Origin of the sequence: Capnocytophaga sp. oral taxon 329 str. F0087 (assembly GCF_000213295.2) — a bacterium.
GTDB classification, from domain to species: Bacteria; Bacteroidota; Bacteroidia; order Flavobacteriales; family Flavobacteriaceae; genus Capnocytophaga; species Capnocytophaga leadbetteri_A.
The window spans coordinates 46,432-64,173 of sequence record NZ_KN389991.1 but is presented as its reverse complement, the minus strand read 5'-3'; the positions used below and the strand labels follow the sequence as shown (position 1 = coordinate 64,173).

Genomic DNA, 17,742 nt, shown 5'->3' with positions numbered 1-17,742 from the left:
GGGTTACTTATGCTCCTATCACCGATGCCGAAGCAATGCAAGCACTGCTATTCACCACTCGCAAAGAGGGTATTATACCTGCTATAGAAAGTGCTCACGCTTTAGCCTACTTAGAAAAATTATGTCCAACCCTTGACAAAAGACAAACGATAGTAGTAAATGTATCGGGTAGAGGTGACAAGGATATGCATACTGTATTTTCAATACTTAAAGGAGAAAAATATGACTAAATCTATATCTGAAATTTTTGCAGGAAAAGAAAAAGTAAATATCGGTTATATAGTAGCTGGGTATCCTAACCTCAGCTTTACAGAAGAATTTTTGAGGAAGTTAGACCAGTCGGCACTTGATATGCTTGAAATAGGCATTCCTTACTCCGACCCTTTAGCAGACGGCAAGCTGATAGCTGAAGCCTCATTTGCTGCCTCGCAAGCGGGGGTTACTACCGATGTAGTATTTGACCTACTCGAAAAGGTAAAGGGGGAGGTACACAAGCCTTTGCTCTTCTTAGTATATTACAACCTGCTTTTTGCCTATGGAGTGGAGGCTTTTGTACAACGATGTACCGAAGTAGGTATTAGTGGGCTTATCATTCCCGACCTACCTTATGAAGAAGCGACTGCCATACTACCTGTACTGAAAGCCCATAATATAGCTTTTATTCCTTTAGTAAGTGTAACCTCGGGGGCTCGTATTGCTCAGATAGTGCGCTTAGGTGAAGGCGGTTTTATATATGCTGTGGGGTCATTAGGTGTAACAGGTAGCAAGCAGGTAAGTTTAGACCGTTTGCAACGCTTCACTGACGAAATTAGGCAACACACCTCATTGCCTATTGCTTTGGGCTTTGGCATTAAAACTCATAGTGATGTGGAGACAATGCGTCACTATGCCGATGGGGTAATAGTAGGCACCAGCATCGTGGCCTATACCCAAAACAATAGCGTAGATAGTGTAATAAGTGAAATAGGGAAGATTTTTGGTTAGAAAATCAGTGCTATTCTTTTTCTTCTTTTAGAAGATAGGGTCTTAGTACTGATGTCCAGAGTTTGTAGCCTTCGGCATTCATATGTAGGTTGTCTTCTTTATAAATATTGGTGCGCAGAGAGCCTGCCTCGTCATACATTACGTGGGTAATATCGAGGTAAGTATAGCCTTGTAGAGAAGCGTTTTGCTGTAGGAGGGCATTGACAAGTTGCTGGTCTTTGAGTTCGTGTGCCTTAGCTGGGGAAGGTTTTAACGACACTACCCATAAGGTAGCTGTAGGATACTCCTCTTTTAGGCGAGCTATGAATATTCTGAACAAATCGAAGCACTTTACCGCATTTACCCCCTCTTTATGCGTACCCAAATCGTTTTCTACATATAGCACTATCTGCTTAGGTTGATAGCCTTGCGCTATCACAGGGTAGTTATACAGCATATCGCGCAAAGTAGCCCCTCCGTACGAACGGCGTATAATCTTTAAAGGAGCAAAATCTTGTTCGATTGTGTCCCACATATTAATAGTTGAACTGCCCAGAAAAAGCACATCGCAACTGAGGTCTTTCATACGCTTGTTTTGCTTCTGGTAGTAATCAATATCGCGCTGGTAACGCTTTATCCACTCCGCCTCATCGGTTTGTTCGAATGGGATAACTGTCTTGATCGTAATGGTAGGGGTTTCTGTTTGCTGAGTATTTTTATACTGCTGCCCTCTCGCCGTAAAACAACAAGCTAATAAATTCATTATTAATGTAATGTATTTTTTCATTTCTAACTATCTTAAAACTCTAATTCCGTTTGGGTGCCACTGTTTTCATTCTCTGTAGATGCTATTATCTCTTCATCACCTAAATCTTCTACTGTTTCCTCTTCTTGGGGTTCTTCATAAGGGAGAGATTCAAGAGTATTGATGGTTTTCACCTTGTCGGTAGTGAGTTGATTGCCCAATGCCTTAATACCTTTTACGCTGATAAACTCTTCTAAATTGACCGTAAGGTTCTCTTTCTCCTTGCCTTTTTCTTTAGTGAATACTACCTCAGCCATAGGTCGCCAGTCGGCAGAGACAAAGAGTAATTGTGATTTAGGATGCTCAGTAATTACTAACTCTTCGCGGTTTTCGTTCTCTACCACAAAGCGTTTTACAAATACACGTTCCTTCTCACCATCGTAGTAAATCACCGAAATAGGCTTCTCAGGCACCCACTTCTCCATTACCAAGATGTTATTATCAAAATGCAAACTCAATTCGGGTATAATGGTTTTTACTAATCCCTCTTTGGTGATAAGCAACATACGGTCATCGCCTTTGAAAGCACCGAGTAACTTGCCTCTCTCTTCGGTATTGAGACGCCTTACAATGTCGTCAAACCATATCTTGCGAGGCTTGAGGGTTGATACGCCTTTCTCTTTCAGCTCAATGCGCTTAATAGCGTACTTGCTAACAAGATTACCTTTCACGCCACGCCCTTTGATGAGGGTGTCGGCAAAATCTATATCCCAACGCAGTTTTCGCAAAGTACCTAACTGACGCAGGTTTACGGTTACGACTTCGGCTTCGCCATTAGGATTAGCCGTAAAATAGAGCACTCGACTCTCTTTGTGCTGGGGTATCAACTCATATTTCTTATCGCGGGTAATACCCGTTACGTTGAAGCGCTTGATATACGAGAAGCCGGTTTGTCCGTCTTTGTATATCATATTGTAGATGGTGCGCTTGTCGTCTTTCTTAAACACTGCTACGTGTATAATATTCTTCTCTATATACTGTTTTTCAGCTACTTTGGTAACGTACATCGCACCGCTTTCGGTAAAGACTATCACATCGTCTATCTCGCTGCAATCGCCTACGTACTCGTCTTTGCGCAAACCTGTACCGACAAAGCCTTCTGCACGATTGACATACAATTTGGTGTTGCGCACCACTACTTTAGTCGCCTCGATAGTGTCGAACACACGTATCTCAGTCTTGCGTTCGCGCCCTTTGCTATAGGTTTTCTTAAGTCGCTCGAAATGCGCAATAGCATAATCGACTAAGTGCGCTAAATGGTTCTTCACCTCCTCGATATCGGCTTCTATTTTTAGCATCTGCTCTTCAGCGCGATAGGTATCGAAGTTGGTGATACGAATCATCGGTATTTGGGTAAGGCGTTCTAAATCGTCATCGGTAATTTCGCGTAGCAAATCCTTTTTGAAAGGCTCAAAACGGTCATAGAGGTATTGGTATAAAAGCTCTTTATTTTTGTACTTTTTATCTTTGAAGTTGATATACATCTCTTCTCTGATGAATATCTTTTCTAAAGAGGCTTTATGCCATTGCAAATGCAACTCCTCTAAGGTGATTTCTAACTCTTGTTTGAGTATATCGACAGTGCGGTCGGTACTGCGGCGTAACACCTCAGATACTGTTAAAAAATGCGGCTTATTGTCCTCAATCACACAAGTGATGGGCGAAATAGCCGTCTCGCAAGCGGTAAAAGCATAGAGGGCATCGATGGTTTTATCAGGTGAAGAACCATTAGGAAGGTGCACCAATATCTCTACATCGGCCGCTGTATTATCATCTACTTTTTTTATTTTGATATTACCCTTATCATTGGCTTTCAGTATCGAGTCGATAAGGGTTTTGGTAGTAGTAGTAAAAGGTATTTCGTTGATAACGAGAGTACTTTTGTCTAACTGGGAAATCTTGGCACGCACTCTTACACGTCCGCCTCTTGCCCCATCGTTATAGCCGCTTACGTCCATAATACCCGCTGTGGGGAAGTCGGGGTAGAGCTCAAAAGGTTTTCCTTGCAAATAAGCAACCGAGGCATCGATAAGCTCAATAAAGTTATGAGGCAGTATCTTGGTAGAAAGCCCAACCGCTATCCCCTCAGTACCTTGTGCGAGTAGTAGGGGGAACTTGACCGGCAGGCTGATAGGTTCTCTCTTGCGTCCGTCATAGCTTGATTGCCATTCGGTTACTTTAGGGCTAAACACTACATCGAGAGCAAATTTAGAAAGTCGTGCTTCTATATAACGGGGCGCTGCGGCATCAGCCCCTGTTAGGGTGTTGCCCCAGTTACCTTGGGTATCGATAAGCAGTTCTTTCTGACCGATTTGCACTATCGCATCGCCTATACTCGCATCACCGTGGGGGTGGTACTGCATAGTGTTACCCACTACGTTGGCCACCTTATTGTAGCGACCATCGTCTAACTCTTTGAGGGAGTGCATAATACGACGCTGTACGGGTTTGAAACCATCTTCTATAGCAGGCACCGCTCGCTCTAAGATTACGTAAGAGGCGTAATCTAAGAACCAGTCTTGGTACATACCGGTTATCTTGATGATGCTGTCATTAGGATGCGCAGCACTAGTTTGAAGCTCATTTTCTTCCATTTTGCTCTTTTATCTAATATCGAGGTATTTGTGCATTTGCAGTGAGGCACGCCACTGTGGGTGCGTCATTACATAATCTACTATTTTAGGGATTACTATTGCTGATTTGCTCCACTCTGGCTGTAGGTATAGCAGGCAGTCGGGTGATACTTGGGCTGCCATCTCTTCAGCAAAAAGAAAATCATTGTTGTTATAGATGACCATTTTTAGCTCGTTTGCCTGCTGTAGTACCCCGCCTACTGGTCGCTTTATTTTTTTAGGTGATAGGCATATCCAATCCCACGTACCTGAGAGAGGATGAGCGCCCGAAGTCTCTATATGAGTACGCGCTCCTCCTTCTCTGAGCAGAGCGGTGAGTTTATCGAGGTTCCACATCAGGGGTTCGCCCCCTGTGATGATGATAAGGCGAGAATGCTTTAGCGCTTCGGCTGCTATATCCTCGACCGGCACTATAGGGTGCGCCTCGGCTGCCCAGCTCTCTTTTACATCGCACCAATGGCAACCAACATCGCAGCCGCCTAACCTAATAAAGTAAGCGGCTGAACCCTTATAATACCCCTCACCTTGTAAGGAGTAAAAAGCCTCCATAAGGGGGAGCGCCTCCCCCCTATGCAAGGCTGTTAACTTATATTCGTCTAACATTTAATCTGCTTCTATTCGTAATTTGCTACGTCTAATATCCACGGGTCGGGTATCTCGGTATTCTCGCGAATTTCTTCTACTTTCTTCATCGCATCTTCATACTTATCAAAACGATCTACGTAGATAAAGTTAAGCACTTGGTCGCGGTTATAATACACCTTAGCATCATAACCAAAGTTTTTCATCTCTTCTACTCGCTTATTTACGTTATTGATATTGAGGAACACCCCTACTATTACGTAATATCCTTTTTCGGTATCTTTAGCCGTTAGCTTGGTAACCCTTGTACTGCGATATAGCTGAGTGATTTCTTTAGGGTTGTTTTCAATCTCTAAAGCAGTAAGGAACAAGAAGTATCTGTCGCGGCTGCGAGTATAGTTGAGGTCGAGCGAGGTGGCGTTATTAGGGATAAGATAACGATTTTCATTCTTAATATCCATACGGAAAAGGTCGAAGCCAAGCGTATTGAGACTGGCAGGTTTGCGCTGCGTTACCAAATCGTCATTCACGTTGATACTACTGTTGAAGAAGTTCTGCGCTGGACGCACTTTGCTCTCTAACGAAGTAGTTTTGCCGCTTTCGGGCACTGTAATCGACACGTTGTCGCCCATCATATTGAGGTCGCCCTCGAGGGTTACCCCCATAATACGGGTTTTGAAGTCATCTTCTTCAGGTGTTTTAAATCCTTTGAAGCTAAATGTCTTAGACTCTTCATTAGTAATAGCAGAAAAACCATCGTAAGTAATGATTTTCTTGACATTGCTATCAGGATTTTCGTATACTATCACCAATGCCCAGCCCGCAGCTGACCCTCCTTCTATCTGCCCAAGAGCAGCACGCACGTTTGCCACAGTATAGTCGCCAACTACTTTGGTAGCAGGGGCGAGCAACGAGGTAACATTAGCGTAATAGACATAAGGAGCCGCATTTTTTAGCTTTTCATCATTGATACCATCGTAGATAAGTTCGCCTGATATAGGCACATAGGCATTGATATCAGGGGTTTTAAATAATACGCTACTTGCCTCTTCGCGGTTTTTGTCTACCGGTATATTCTTAGTGCCGCGCAACACTCCGCTATTATACGGGTAAGTAGCTGCCCAATAAAGTCCGGCGTACGCCACCTTGCCCCCCGTACCGTCATAGCTGAAATGAGCGGTACTTGACGCAAAAGTATTGGGGTCGTTATCAACATCAATATACTGCATATCAAACTCGTCATTAAGTTTGGCTTTAGGCGAACGGTCGTTATAAGGGTCGTTAGGGCTTGCGCCTTTTTCTTTGCGGTTTATCACGTTGTTGCCTATTATCTTGATATCCCCCTTGATGAAGGTTTCGTACCTGATTTTGAAATCGGTATTTTGTGCCGCTGCAGGCATCAGAAGCCCTATAAGCGCTAATACGGTGATGAGATATTTCATTGGTTCAGAATTTGTTTGGCTATTCTGAGCGCCTCAGTACCTTGCTGTAGGGTGACCGTAGGTGTGGTGTTATTACGGATAGCATCAGCAAAAGATTCGAGTTCGTCTAAAATAGCGTTGTTATTGTGAATTTCAGGATATTCAAAGTAGATTTGCTTTCTTTCTCCCTCCGCATTTTGCAATATCATATCGAAGTCGCCTGCTACTTCAGGGGCTTCTTTCATCTTGACCACTTCCACTTTCTTTTCTAAGAAATCTACTGATATATAAGCGTTTCGCTGAAAGAATCGGCTTTTGCGCATATTCTTCATCGAGATACGGCTGGCTGTAAGATTGGCTACGCAACCGTTTTCAAACTCTATACGGGCATTGGTAATATCGGGCGAGTGGCTTATCACCATTGCACTGCTGGCTGATATGTGTTTCACCTTTGATTTTACCACACTCAGTATGACATCTATATCGTGTATCATCAGGTCGAGCACTACGGGCACATCAGTACCGCGAGGGTTGAACTCAGCTAAGCGGTGCGCCTCTATAAACATAGGCTCTTGTATCTGGTCGCGTACGGCAGTAAAGGCAGGGTTGAAGCGCTCTACGTGTCCGACTTGTCCTTTTACTTGGTGGGCTTCGGCTAAGGCGATGATTTGTTCAGCCTCTTCGACCGTAGTAGCGATAGGCTTTTCGATAAAAAGGTGCTTACCGGCTTTGATGATTTTTTCGGCACAAGCGAAGTGGTTGAGCGTGGGGGTTACCACATCGACCATATCGCAAGCAGCGATGAGGGCTTCGACACTATCAAAACGATGGTAGCCAAACTCTTGGCTTACCTTTTGAGCGTTAGCCTCATCGAGGTCGTAAAAACCTACCAACTCGTATTTATCGGATTGGTTTAGCAATCGCAAGTGTATTTTTCCGAGATGCCCTGCGCCGAGCACCCCTGCTTTTTGTTTTTCCATTTTTAGTATCCTATTTTAGCGCGTACCCTACGGAGGGTTTCGTCGGCTACTTTATGCGCTTTGGCAGCACCTTCCTTTAGGATAGCGTCCAATTCGTCTAAATGTGCCATAAAGTAAGCATAACGCTCGCGAGGGGTAGCAAATTGTTCTAATATCAGTTCGTAAAGAGCCTGTTTGGCCTGACCATAGCCGTAGCCTCCTGCACGATAGAGAGCTTCTATCTGCTGCACTTGGTCGTCAGTAGCCAATAGGCGATATAGTTTCATCACATTGCAGGTGGTGGGGTCTTTAGGGTCTTCTAAAGGCGTACTATCGGTTTGTATAGACATCACCTGCTTTCTGAGTTGTTTTTCAGGTAAAAAGATATTGATAAAGTTATGGCGCGATTTGCTCATCTTCTCGCCATCAGTACCAGGGATAATCATTATGCGCTCTTCAATCTTAGCCTGTGGTAGCACAAAAGTTTCGCCCATCTGGTGGTTGAAGCGAGAAGCTACATCGCGGGTGATTTCAAGGTGCTGTAATTGGTCTTTACCCACAGGTACGACCTCAGCATCGTAGAGCAATATGTCGGCTGCCATCAGCATAGGATAGGTGAAAAGACCGGCATTCACGTCTTGCAGATAGTCCATTTTATCTTTGAACGAATGGGCAAGCGTGAGGCGCTGATAAGGAAAAAAGCAACTTAAATACCACGAAAGTTCTGCCGTTTGAGGCACATCGCTCTGGCGGTAGAAAGTTACCTTATTGGTATCGAGACCGAAAGCTAACCACGTAGCTGCTACGCTATAAGTATTGGCGCGCAACTCCTCGCCATTTTTTATTTGAGTGAGCGAGTGCATATCGGCTATAAAGAGAAAAGATTCGTTAGCGGGGTCGGCAGCCATTTGCACTGCCGGACGTATAGCCCCGAGTATATTGCCCAAATGGGGGGTGCCTGTACTTTGAATACCTGTAAGTATACGAGCCATTTTAATTTGTCGATTTGTCGATTAGCCAATTTGTTAGTTTGCAGATTGACTAATAGGTTTAATTGGCGGCAAATATACAAAATTATTTTGAATTATGAATTATGTAGGCAAAACACACAAGATTATTTGAGTAAGAGCTGAGCGAGGGTAGCATATTTTTCTGGTTGGAGAAGGATTATTAGTCGTTTATACTTCGGTGATTGTTCGGTGATTGTTCGGTGTTCCTGTATTGTTCCTATATGGTTTGTATAGGGTAAGTGTATTTAGAAAATTTTTCTGGGAGAGAGATTGGGAGGGCTGAGAAGGCTGGGAGGATTGGGAAGGCTGGGAGGAATGGGGGCGTGGAAATAATTAATAAGTTTTTTTTGGACTTTAACATATTTTTTGTACTTTTGCCGCCGTCTCATAAGGGGTGCTGTAATAGGCTGAGATTATACCCATAGAACTTGAGCGGGTAATGCCGTTCAAGGAATGAAACTAAGCGTAAGGCTTGTTTTTGCTTTTGGGTAGCAGGAACAAGTCATTTTTTGTTTAATAACCACACCAAATAATTGCCTCTTTTATTTGTGAAAAAAACATTTTATTCAACAATGAAAAATGTACTTATGTACACCGCGCTATGCTTGTCGTCAGTGGCTATGGCGCAACAACCAATTGAGTCGGTTATGGACTCTATCCGTGAGCCTATACTGTTAGACGAAGTATTAGTGTCGGCAGTTAGGGCTAACCAAAAACTCCCTATCACTTTTTCTAATCTCTCAAAAAAAGAGATTAAAGCTAAAAACTTTGGGCAACAACTGCCTTTGCTGCTCAACCATCTGCCAAATGTGGTGAGCTATTCTGAAGACGGGGTAGGTTTTGGTTCTTCTTATATAAATGTGCGTGGTTCGGATATATACCGTACTAACGTAACTATCAACGGAGTACCGCTAAACGACTCGGAGTCGGGTGGGGTATTCTTTTACAATCTTTCGGATTTGGCTTCGTCAGCTGAAAACATACAGCTACAGCGCGGGGTAGGTACCTCTTCGAACGGAGCGGGTGCCTTTGGAGCGAGTCTTAATATACTAACGGAGGCTATTCAGCCAAAAGCAAGTGCTGAAATAGCAAATTTCTACGGTAGTTACAACACTCATAAACACGCTCTTAAATTTTCTACTGGTAAGATTAATGACCGTTTTGAGCTTAGTGGTCGTTTTTCGGTTATTAAAAGTGACGGCTACAGAGATAGAGGGTGGGCTAATCTCAAATCTTACTTTTTACAAGGGGCATACGCTTATGGGGGTACGCTTATCAAAGCTATTTTGTTAGGGGGAAAACAGCACGCCTATCTAACCTATTTAGGACTTGACAAAGCAACCTTGGCTAACGATAGACGCTATAATCCTGCAGGTGAATATACTGATGCTGCCGGCAATAAGCGTTTCTACGACAATGAAAGCGACAACTATCAGCAAGACCTCGCTCAACTGCATTGGTCGCAACAGTGGAATGAGTTTTGGCGTACCCAAATCGCTTTTCACTATACCAAAGGAAAGGGTTATTGGGAAAACTATGAGAAAGGTGCTTATTCTTGGATAGGGCTTCCTTCATTGGGTAATGATCCTGACGGGGAAGAAAAACAAGCTTACTATATTCACCAACAAGGACTTAATAATGATTTTTGGGGAACGACCTTTTCAGCTAATTATAAAAAGGATAATATAGATTTGTTAGTAGGAGGAGCTTTAAACCGCTATCAAGGGGCTCATATTAAAGATTTATTATGGGCTGAAAAAGCTTATACTTCATACAAAAACAATTATAGTTATGAAGGGCTTAACACCAAAGAAGAAGCATCAGGCTTTGCTAAACTGACCTATACTCTAAACTCAAAATGGAGTTTATTTGCTGATATGCAATTGCGCTATGTAAATTATGAGGCTAAAAAATACAAAGTAAACGAAGCTCTTTACAATTTCAACCCTAAAATGGGAGTTAGCTTTAACCTCAATCCAAACAATAGCTTTTATCTATCGTATGCACGCGCTACTAAAGAACCTAATCGTTCTGACTATAAAGATTATGCTAAAGAACTAAAAAAGAATGCTTTAGCTAAAAAACCTGTAGCTGAAAAACTAAATGATTTTGAATTAGGATGGCGTTATCAGAGTGATAAGGTAGTTTTGAACGTTAATGGTTATTATATGGGGTACCAAGACCAACTTATACCTACTGGTAAACTAAATGAAACAGGCTACCCTATCCGTGAAAATGTAGGAAGTAGCTACCGCTCAGGTATTGAGGCTGATGCGACTGTACACCTTTCTACCAAATGGATATGGCAACCTAATGTAGCTTTCAGTAAGAACATTACTAAAGACTACAAAACAGAGAAGAAAAAAGTTATTACCTATTGGGGTGATACTCAAATTTCATACTCACCAAGTGCTGTAATAGGTAATACAATTAGCTTCTTGCCTATAAAGAACTTTCAAGCAAGTCTTATTTCTAAATATGTAGGTAGCCAATATATTGATAACACACAGCGTGAAGAAGCTAAATTAGATGCTTATTTTGTAAACAACCTAAGTTTGCAATACGAATGGAACCCTAAACATACCTTTAAATCTGTTTTATTTTCAGTAATAGGAAACAATATCTTAAATGCTAAATACATACCTTATGGTAGTAATAAGTATGGAGAATCTTATATACCTGCTGCAGAAGCTCACTATTTGGCAGGTATAACCCTTTCATTCTAAGAGCAAAATACCTAAAGTTTAGGCATAAAAAAAGCTACCAATAATTGGTAGCTTTTTTTATGCCTTACTATATACTTTTATTGTTTAAACCTTTTGAATAGGGTCATTTCTTTTTCGCTGCTGCCTTTCTCTAATATTTCCTTGCGAAAACGAGTCGCTACTTCGGGGTTAAAAATACCAGCAGCTTCAAATATACCAAAAGCTTCTTTTTCTAACACTTCTGCCCATTTGTAGCTGTAATAACCTGCGGCATAGCCTCCGCTGAAAATATGTGAAAAGCCGGTAGATATACAAATCTCTTCAATAGGTGGAAACATCTGGGGTAATGATAGTGAATGCTCAAAGCCCTTGGTGCTTCGTATCTCGTCAGCATACTTCACACTATGCCAAGCCATATCGAGAATACCAAAGACCAACTGACGCACCGTTAGGAGTCCCTCCATAAACTTTTGTGCTTTCTTTATGCGGTGTACCCACTCCATAGGCAGAGGCTCGCCTGTTTGGTAATGGGTTGCAAATAGTCGTAGAGTTTCCTCTTCATAACACCAATTTTCCATCAGTTGGCTGGGTAGTTCAACAAAGTCGCGAGCTACATTAGTACCACTTAGGCTGGGGTAGGTTACGCGCGAAAGCATTCCGTGAAGGGCATGTCCAAACTCGTGAAAGAGAGTCGTAAGCTCATTAAATGTGAGCAGTGAGGGCTCTGTGTCCGTTGGACGGGTAAAGTTGCAGACTATTGATATATGAGGGCGCGAATCGTTGCCTTGTAGGTCGATATATTGGTCTTTGAAAGTAGTCATCCAAGCTCCATTGCGCTTGCCTGCACGAGGGAAGAAATCGGTGTAGAGCAATGCTACATAATTGCCCTCGGCATCGGTTACCTTGTAGGTTTGTACCTCTTGGTGGTACTTCTCGACCTCGTCAGTAAGCGCAAAATGCAGTCCGTATAGTTTTTTATTAGCTACTGCGAACATTCCTTGCACTGCTTTATCTAAAGCCAAATAGGGTTTTAACTGCTGGTCATCTATCTGATATTCCTCTTGTTTGAGCTTTTCAGCATAATAAGGAAAATCCCATTGCTGAAAATCATCTATTTTAGAGAATATGCGCAGCGTTTTTAGTTCTTGTTTGGCTAAAGGCAAGGCTTGCTCTAACAGCGATTGTAGAAAGTCGTTTACCTGCTGAGGGCTTTCTGCCATACGGTCTTCAAGCACAAAGGTAGCGTAATTCTCATAGCCCAATAGGCGTGCGCGCTCGCGGCGTAGCAAGCTGATTTGCCATACTATTTCCTCATTATTATACTCATTGTCATTAGCGCCTCTTTTGTGATAAGCTATGAAGAGTTTCCGGCGCAATTCGCGGTTATCAGCATACTTCATCACAGCAGTATAGAGCGGAAAGTCAAGGGTAAAAACCCAGCTCTCTAACTTGCGCTTTGCCGCTTCAGCAGTTGCCATTTGAAGAGCGTAATCGGGTAGCCCCGTTACCTCTATAGGGTTAGTGATATGTATGAAAAAAAGCTGGTTTTCAGCCAATAAGTTCTCTGAAAACTTTAGCTTAAGCGCTGCTAAATCTCTGTCTATTTCGCGCAGGCGAATTTTGCGTTGGCGTAGGTGTACCCCATTGCGCATAAAGTTATGATACATTTTCTCTACCAAGGTACATTGCTCGGCTGTTAGAGATAGTTTCTCCCGTTTTCTGTATATAGCTTTTATCCGTTTAAAGAGTACAGCATTAAGCCTCACATCATTAGTGTATTCACTAAGCAGAGGCGAGATAAGTTGCGCTTGTGCTTGTAGTTCAGGAGTAGTAGCGGCACTATTCAAATTAAAGAACATAGAGGTAAGCCTCTCTAAGCGCAAGTCATTATAAGCTAAAGGAAGTATAGTATTTTCAAAAGTGGCAGGTTTGTAGTTTTTGCTGATTTTTTGTATTTCTGCCAAACTATCATTAATAGCGGTCTGAATAGCTGGCAGATAATCAAAGGCTGTAAATTGCGAAAAAGGAGCAGCCTCGTAAGGAGTATGAAACATAATAAAGTGATTAATATCTTAAGGCTACCCAATCTCTCAGGTAGCCTTCTTATAAATTCATAATTAAAAAATTAATAAAAAACTACTTATTGTCTTGCATAGCAAATACCGATTGTAGCAGAGGAGTAGTACGAGCCGCTACATTGGTGCGTATTTCCTTCTCTTTATCACCCACTTTAGTAAAAAGCCCATTGATTGCTTGGGTAGTAACATACTGAGTGAGGTTTGCCTCTATCGGTTTCACTAAAGGTATTTGGTTGTACTTACTGATAATGTTCTCCCACACCTTATCAGCACCTACTTTGCTAAGCGATTCTTGTATTTTTGGCGAAAAAGCACTTACCAAAGCCGAATAAGTAGAGTTCTTCAGATAAGTAGTAGCAGCGGTATTATCCCCTTTTAGAATGTTCATAGCATCGGAAAAAGTCATATTTTGTATAGCTGAAAGGAAGATAGGTTTTGCTTGACTTACTGCATTCTCTGCTGCTTCGTTTAGCACTTTTAGCCCTTGGTCGGCTAATGAGCCGAGCCCTATAGAGCGCAAGGTTTTATCTACCTTTTGCAATTCTTCAGGCAATAAGATACGCACTGCTTGATCTTTGAAATAGCCACCATCTTTGCTCAAGGCATCTACACCTGCACTCACGCCTAATTCTAACGCTTGCTTAAGTCCGCCAGCCACATTTAGGCTACCACTTTGCGCCGTTTGGCTAAGCACCTGCTGTAACTCATTACAGCTGTTTAAGGTAAGGCTACCTACAGCCAATATACCTAATAAAAGAGTTTTCTTCATATATATTATTTTATTAATTCCTGTTTTAATATTCTGATATTTTTGGTTTTGCTTTGCAAGCATCGTATATAGCATAAGTTGCTGCATATAAGAAAGGTACGGTAAAGAATAACCCCACACAGCACGCTAATACCCCCAATACAGCAATGAGAAACCCTACTAATAGCACTCCCAAAACCGTGCCAAAAGAGGCTATGACACGCTCATAACTACCTTTTAGTGCATCAGTAACTGACTGATTTTCAAAGATGATAATCGGGAGGCTTAAGCAAAACACTATATTTATAAAAAAAGAAAGAAGACTGTCTAAGAGCGGTATACGTAATACATTCATCAGTATTGATATCCCTCCATTAACTACCCCTAATATCAAGGTAGAAAGCATTATACGCCCTGTGTAAGGAGAATTATAGTGCGTAAATAAATTAGCAAAATCTGACTGACCTCCTTTCGCAATCGCATCTAAGTTTTGGTAAAAACCAGCTGATAAAGGCGCTACTAACACCCCTACTACTAATGACATAAGAGAGATTTTAGCAAGCATAAGGGGCGAAGACATCAGCTCTGCCACATAGAAAGGATTATCTTTTGCATTAATAATCATCTCTTCATAATGAAAAGACATCAGCAAAGGTATACCTATAAACATCAGTAACATAATTACTACCGTAAGCAGCAACATGCCTATAGTGTGTACAAGCAGGGCTTTCTTATAGAGTTGTCCTGCAAAATCGAAAACGTTTGAGAATGACATATTTTAATGTTTTTTAATGGGTTACACTATTAGTATAAAGGCTGTAAATCACTGCGTATAGCATTGGGAAGGTAACTACAATACCTATGCCAAACACAAAAGCCCCTAAAAGACTGACAATCCCTCCTAAGATTAAGGCGAGCATCACTGTAAAAATGACAGGTACCGTGCGCTTATAGCTATTGCCCATAGCCCTTAGCAGAGGTTGGTCTTCAAAAATGATGATAGGCAAAGTAAGCACAAACACAATCGACATTACCGTAACAGTAGCCAAAGCAAATGCCGGAAGCCCTAAAGCGCCTATCCCTACAAAAGCAACACTCTTCAGCGCCGTAAGCAGCAACACATAACTAAGTATCCTGCCGGTATAGGTAGAGCGATAGAAGCTAAACAGCTGCCCTATGGTAGCCGCCTCATTGCGCTGCACTGACCTATAATTCTTGTACATACCGGTAGTAAAGGGCGTTACAATACCATCTACCAGCAGCAGAAAAAGCGATAATTTGATAGCAAAACCGCCATTGTTTACAAGAGCTGTTATCTTTTCAGGCTGTTTTGATAGTTGGGCAACTTCCTCTAAAGGCATTCCGAAAATAACAGGAGCTAAAAACCAATACAGCCCCAAAAGTACGCCAAAAAGGAGCAAACAGCCTAACAGATGCGTTAAAAAAGTAGTCTTAAACAACTGAAATGAAAGACTTAATACGTTTGATAGTTTCATTAGTAAGAAAAAGGTTTAAAATGATTGGGTCAGCACAAAGTTACGCCTGATAAGCTCTTCGTCCATTCCTGCTATGTAATGCTCTTTGTGGTACTTCAGCAGGTAAATATACTTGACATACCTACGCACTTTGCTGTAAAACAGCGCCGTAGGGTCTAACTCGCCCGTAATGTAGAGCGCCACTTGTTCAGTATTAATATCTAATTGTTCTATTGAGAAAAGTATGTAGTATAAGAAATCTTCAATCGTTTCGTAACTAAATCGATTGAAGTAATGCAACCGCCTACCTTTGAAAGTCACAAAGTAAAACGACCCCACTTCGGCATAGATATACATCATCTCATAGTCGTGCGAGGCGTAGTGCTTTAGAAACATCTTGAGCAACGAGGTAGCAAAATGCTGATAGTCGAAGCGCCCGTAATACGACAGCAAAGCGTTATTGACCATTGCATTAGGCAGATAGGCATTGACCGTTTCTATCGAAGGGATTTTGTCTATCTCTACCGCACGCGCTGGCACATCGGTTACATCTATGCTGTACTTCAAATACTCTATCATCTCCTCTTTTCTGCCACAGAGCGGCTGCGGAATTAGGGCAAAGTTAGGCGAGTTATGCAGTACCCTTATATTATCGAAGTCCTGCCGCAAATCGGTCTCGCCCTCTATTACCTCGTGTATCTGTCGCTCTATTTCTTGAGGTGTTTTGTAGCTGAAGTTCATCGGGAAATTGTAAATAGCCTCTACATAATTCAGCACCGGATTAAAGACACAAAAAGAAAGTCCATCCAAGTTTATTTGAATGGACAATTCCTTAAAGTAGCTGTTTAATTCATTATTGTTTTGCAATTTTTGCGTCATAAGAAGTTGGCCAGTTACCATTAACAGTGATTTCTTCGAGAGAGCCGACTTTTATATTTTCGCCTTTCACATCATCTACTGAGTTTTTCACTACTTCTTTGTCTACTAAGTCCTTGTCAAGCCCTTTTAGGACATCTCTTTTAGATACGTACACTTCAAAAACAGAAGACACAACGTTGTTTTTGTCTTTTATTTCACCTGTTTTCATAGTGAACAAAAGAGGTGCTTCGTCTTTAGTAAACTTAGGTACGTAGCGCAAAGTTTTGTAGCGGTCAGAATCTTTAAACAAAGAGTCTTTCACTTTCACATAGCCCAAAGTATCGATGCGAACCCCTTGGCGCATTACCTCGATATTGAACGTCTTATCAAAAGCTGTCCAACTGGTATCGCGTTGCGAAGTAATAGTAAACTGAGCGTTTTCGATAAAGTTAGTTAGCTGGTCGAAATTGTCGGCGTACTTACCGTTGATGCGTAGGTAAGCGTCTTGTGCCGCACGGATATCTTTCAGCTTTTTAATCACCTCAGTATAACGCTCGGTTTTTACTTTGTTAAACTCAATAGGTCCTGTAACTGACCTATAAATTAGGTAGCAAAATACTAAACCTAATGCCCAAAATGCAATAGTTACAATTTTTTTCATCGTTTTAATACTATAATTAATAATACATCTTTTTGACTGGTATTGCGCAAAACTACAATCTTTTTTTCAAACTAAAAAATTATTTTAACTTTTTTTTATAACTTTGCTCTCGAAACTCTATTTTTCTATGACCGAAAACACCTTTTTTCAAGCGCTTTTGCAAGCGTTTTCGCACACGCCAACACCCTCGCAACACACTGCTTTACAGCTTTTTAGCTCATACTTATTCGACCCTAAGGCTGCCGAAAAACTCTTCCTGCTGAAAGGTTTTGCCGGCACCGGAAAAACTTCTATTACTAACGCCCTCATCGCTGCTTTGCCACTCATTTCGCACCACTCTGTGCTGCTCGCTCCCACCGGTAGAGCTGCCAAAGTGATGACCTTCTTCACCCGCCAGCCCGCTTTTACCATTCACAAGTACATCTACTACCACCGCACCGAAGGGGGCGAACTGGCTTTTACCCTACGCCCTAATAAGGCGCAGCGCACGCTCTTTATTGTTGATGAGGCTTCTATGATAGCCGATAATGAGGGGGTATTCGGCAGTCGTTCGCTATTAGACGACCTGATGCGCTTCGTTTATTCAGGCACGGACTGCAAGCTGCTGCTTATAGGCGATGCTGCCCAGCTACCTCCCGTACACACCCACGGTAGTCCCGCCCTGAATATTGCCCATTTAGAATACCAATACCAAAAGGAAGTGGTCAGCACACAGCTAACCGATGTGGTGCGCCAACGCCGCCGCTCGGGCATTTTGCGCAATGCTACTGCCCTACGCAAAACCATTTTCGGCAACACCTCTCAGCCTTATTTTCAATTTAGAATAGGCAAATCGGCTGACCTT

At 42.1% G+C, this 17,742-nt stretch carries 15 protein-coding genes, 1 pseudogene and 1 riboswitch; of the genes and pseudogenes, 4 read left to right on the top strand and 12 right to left on the bottom strand.

Annotation, left to right across the window (positions count from 1 at the left end; translation table 11 throughout):
- Together HMPREF9074_RS03455 and trpA are read left to right on the top strand one after the other, a co-directional pair.
- Positions 1-230, top strand: a pseudogene (locus HMPREF9074_RS03455) (tryptophan synthase subunit beta); the annotation flags it as partial.
- On the top strand, positions 223-984 hold the full coding sequence (gene trpA, locus HMPREF9074_RS03450) for a tryptophan synthase subunit alpha (protein ID WP_009390462.1): 762 nt from the start codon (positions 223-225) through the stop codon (positions 982-984). The pseudogene HMPREF9074_RS03455 and the gene trpA, both read left to right, overlap by 8 nt.
- Positions 985-994: 10 nt before the next feature.
- On the opposite strand, the gene HMPREF9074_RS03445 is transcribed toward trpA, so the two are convergent.
- The 6 genes from HMPREF9074_RS03445 to trpS are packed head-to-tail and all read right to left on the bottom strand — an operon-like array spanning position 995 to position 8,355.
- Positions 995-1,726 (bottom strand): GDSL-type esterase/lipase family protein, encoded by a 732-nt coding sequence (locus tag HMPREF9074_RS03445; protein WP_052141364.1) that lies wholly within the window; start codon positions 1,724-1,726, stop codon positions 995-997.
- Between the two features lie 35 nt (positions 1,727-1,761).
- Positions 1,762-4,362 (bottom strand): DNA gyrase/topoisomerase IV subunit A, encoded by a 2,601-nt coding sequence (locus HMPREF9074_RS03440; RefSeq protein ID WP_009390464.1) that lies wholly within the window; start codon positions 4,360-4,362, stop codon positions 1,762-1,764.
- 9 nt (positions 4,363-4,371) lie between these two features.
- Positions 4,372-5,004 (bottom strand): 7-carboxy-7-deazaguanine synthase QueE, encoded by a 633-nt coding sequence (locus HMPREF9074_RS03435; protein WP_009390465.1) that lies wholly within the window; start codon positions 5,002-5,004, stop codon positions 4,372-4,374.
- An 11-nt stretch (positions 5,005-5,015) separates the two neighbouring features.
- Positions 5,016-6,425 carry an SPOR domain-containing protein gene (locus HMPREF9074_RS03430; RefSeq protein ID WP_009390466.1) on the bottom strand — a complete coding sequence of 470 codons (1,410 nt, stop codon included), beginning with the start codon at positions 6,423-6,425 and terminating at the stop codon, positions 5,016-5,018.
- Positions 6,422-7,384: a Gfo/Idh/MocA family protein gene (locus tag HMPREF9074_RS03425; RefSeq protein ID WP_009390467.1), complete on the bottom strand. Its 963-nt coding sequence runs from the start codon at positions 7,382-7,384 to the stop codon at positions 6,422-6,424. Before HMPREF9074_RS03425 ends, HMPREF9074_RS03430 begins: the two co-directional genes overlap by 4 nt.
- A 2-nt stretch (positions 7,385-7,386) precedes the next feature.
- Positions 7,387-8,355 (bottom strand): tryptophan--tRNA ligase, encoded by a 969-nt coding sequence (gene trpS, locus HMPREF9074_RS03420; protein WP_009390468.1) that lies wholly within the window; start codon positions 8,353-8,355, stop codon positions 7,387-7,389.
- Between the two features lie 398 nt (positions 8,356-8,753).
- Positions 8,754-8,842: riboswitch (TPP riboswitch) on the top strand.
- Between the two features lie 103 nt (positions 8,843-8,945).
- Here trpS and HMPREF9074_RS03415 point away from each other — a divergent pair.
- On the top strand, positions 8,946-11,099 hold the full coding sequence (locus tag HMPREF9074_RS03415; protein ID WP_009390470.1) for a TonB-dependent receptor: 2,154 nt from the start codon (positions 8,946-8,948) through the stop codon (positions 11,097-11,099).
- Between the two features lie 77 nt (positions 11,100-11,176).
- Here the strand turns inward: HMPREF9074_RS03415 and HMPREF9074_RS03410 are convergent, their stop codons facing one another.
- The 6 genes from HMPREF9074_RS03410 to HMPREF9074_RS03385 all read right to left on the bottom strand — a co-directional run bounded on the left by HMPREF9074_RS03410 (position 11,177) and on the right by HMPREF9074_RS03385 (position 16,898).
- Positions 11,177-13,132, bottom strand: coding sequence for a M3 family metallopeptidase (locus HMPREF9074_RS03410; RefSeq protein WP_009390471.1), 1,956 nt, complete (start codon positions 13,130-13,132; stop codon positions 11,177-11,179).
- An 82-nt stretch (positions 13,133-13,214) separates the two neighbouring features.
- On the bottom strand, positions 13,215-13,925 hold the full coding sequence (locus HMPREF9074_RS03405; protein WP_034539691.1) for a DUF4197 domain-containing protein: 711 nt from the start codon (positions 13,923-13,925) through the stop codon (positions 13,215-13,217).
- Between the two features lie 25 nt (positions 13,926-13,950).
- On the bottom strand, positions 13,951-14,679 hold the full coding sequence (locus HMPREF9074_RS03400; RefSeq protein WP_009390476.1) for a hypothetical protein: 729 nt from the start codon (positions 14,677-14,679) through the stop codon (positions 13,951-13,953).
- Between the two features lie 13 nt (positions 14,680-14,692).
- Positions 14,693-15,400 carry a hypothetical protein gene (locus HMPREF9074_RS03395; protein WP_009390478.1) on the bottom strand — a complete coding sequence of 236 codons (708 nt, stop codon included), beginning with the start codon at positions 15,398-15,400 and terminating at the stop codon, positions 14,693-14,695.
- A 15-nt stretch (positions 15,401-15,415) separates the two neighbouring features.
- A complete protein-coding gene (locus tag HMPREF9074_RS03390; RefSeq protein ID WP_009390487.1) occupies positions 15,416-16,258 on the bottom strand; it encodes a DUF3822 family protein in 843 nt (280 codons plus the stop codon).
- Complete coding sequence (locus tag HMPREF9074_RS03385; protein ID WP_009390490.1) at positions 16,233-16,898, bottom strand: hypothetical protein; 666 nt, start codon at positions 16,896-16,898, stop codon at positions 16,233-16,235. The genes HMPREF9074_RS03390 and HMPREF9074_RS03385 overlap by 26 nt, the downstream gene beginning before the upstream one ends.
- A 127-nt stretch (positions 16,899-17,025) precedes the next feature.
- Here HMPREF9074_RS03385 and HMPREF9074_RS12635 point away from each other — a divergent pair.
- The coding region (locus HMPREF9074_RS12635) for an ATP-dependent DNA helicase (RefSeq protein ID WP_034539676.1) at positions 17,026-17,742 on the top strand (717 nt) is incomplete at its 3' end.

Bases quoted from the DNA above. Each gene is read 5' to 3' on its own strand.
- trpA (WP_009390462.1), top strand. From the start codon at position 223: ATGACTAAATCTATATCTGAAATTTTTGCAGGAAAAGAAAAAGTAAAT.
- HMPREF9074_RS03445 (WP_052141364.1), bottom strand. From the start codon at position 1,726: ATGAATTTATTAGCTTGTTGTTTTACGGCGAGAGGGCAGCAGTATAAA.
- HMPREF9074_RS03440 (WP_009390464.1), bottom strand. From the start codon at position 4,362: ATGGAAGAAAATGAGCTTCAAACTAGTGCTGCGCATCCTAATGACAGC.
- HMPREF9074_RS03435 (WP_009390465.1), bottom strand. From the start codon at position 5,004: ATGTTAGACGAATATAAGTTAACAGCCTTGCATAGGGGGGAGGCGCTC.
- HMPREF9074_RS03430 (WP_009390466.1), bottom strand. From the start codon at position 6,425: ATGAAATATCTCATCACCGTATTAGCGCTTATAGGGCTTCTGATGCCT.
- HMPREF9074_RS03425 (WP_009390467.1), bottom strand. From the start codon at position 7,384: ATGGAAAAACAAAAAGCAGGGGTGCTCGGCGCAGGGCATCTCGGAAAA.
- trpS (WP_009390468.1), bottom strand. From the start codon at position 8,355: ATGGCTCGTATACTTACAGGTATTCAAAGTACAGGCACCCCCCATTTG.
- HMPREF9074_RS03415 (WP_009390470.1), top strand. From the start codon at position 8,946: ATGAAAAATGTACTTATGTACACCGCGCTATGCTTGTCGTCAGTGGCT.
- HMPREF9074_RS03410 (WP_009390471.1), bottom strand. From the start codon at position 13,132: ATGTTTCATACTCCTTACGAGGCTGCTCCTTTTTCGCAATTTACAGCC.
- HMPREF9074_RS03405 (WP_034539691.1), bottom strand. From the start codon at position 13,925: ATGAAGAAAACTCTTTTATTAGGTATATTGGCTGTAGGTAGCCTTACC.
- HMPREF9074_RS03400 (WP_009390476.1), bottom strand. From the start codon at position 14,679: ATGTCATTCTCAAACGTTTTCGATTTTGCAGGACAACTCTATAAGAAA.
- HMPREF9074_RS03395 (WP_009390478.1), bottom strand. From the start codon at position 15,400: ATGAAACTATCAAACGTATTAAGTCTTTCATTTCAGTTGTTTAAGACT.
- HMPREF9074_RS03390 (WP_009390487.1), bottom strand. From the start codon at position 16,258: ATGACGCAAAAATTGCAAAACAATAATGAATTAAACAGCTACTTTAAG.
- HMPREF9074_RS03385 (WP_009390490.1), bottom strand. From the start codon at position 16,898: ATGAAAAAAATTGTAACTATTGCATTTTGGGCATTAGGTTTAGTATTT.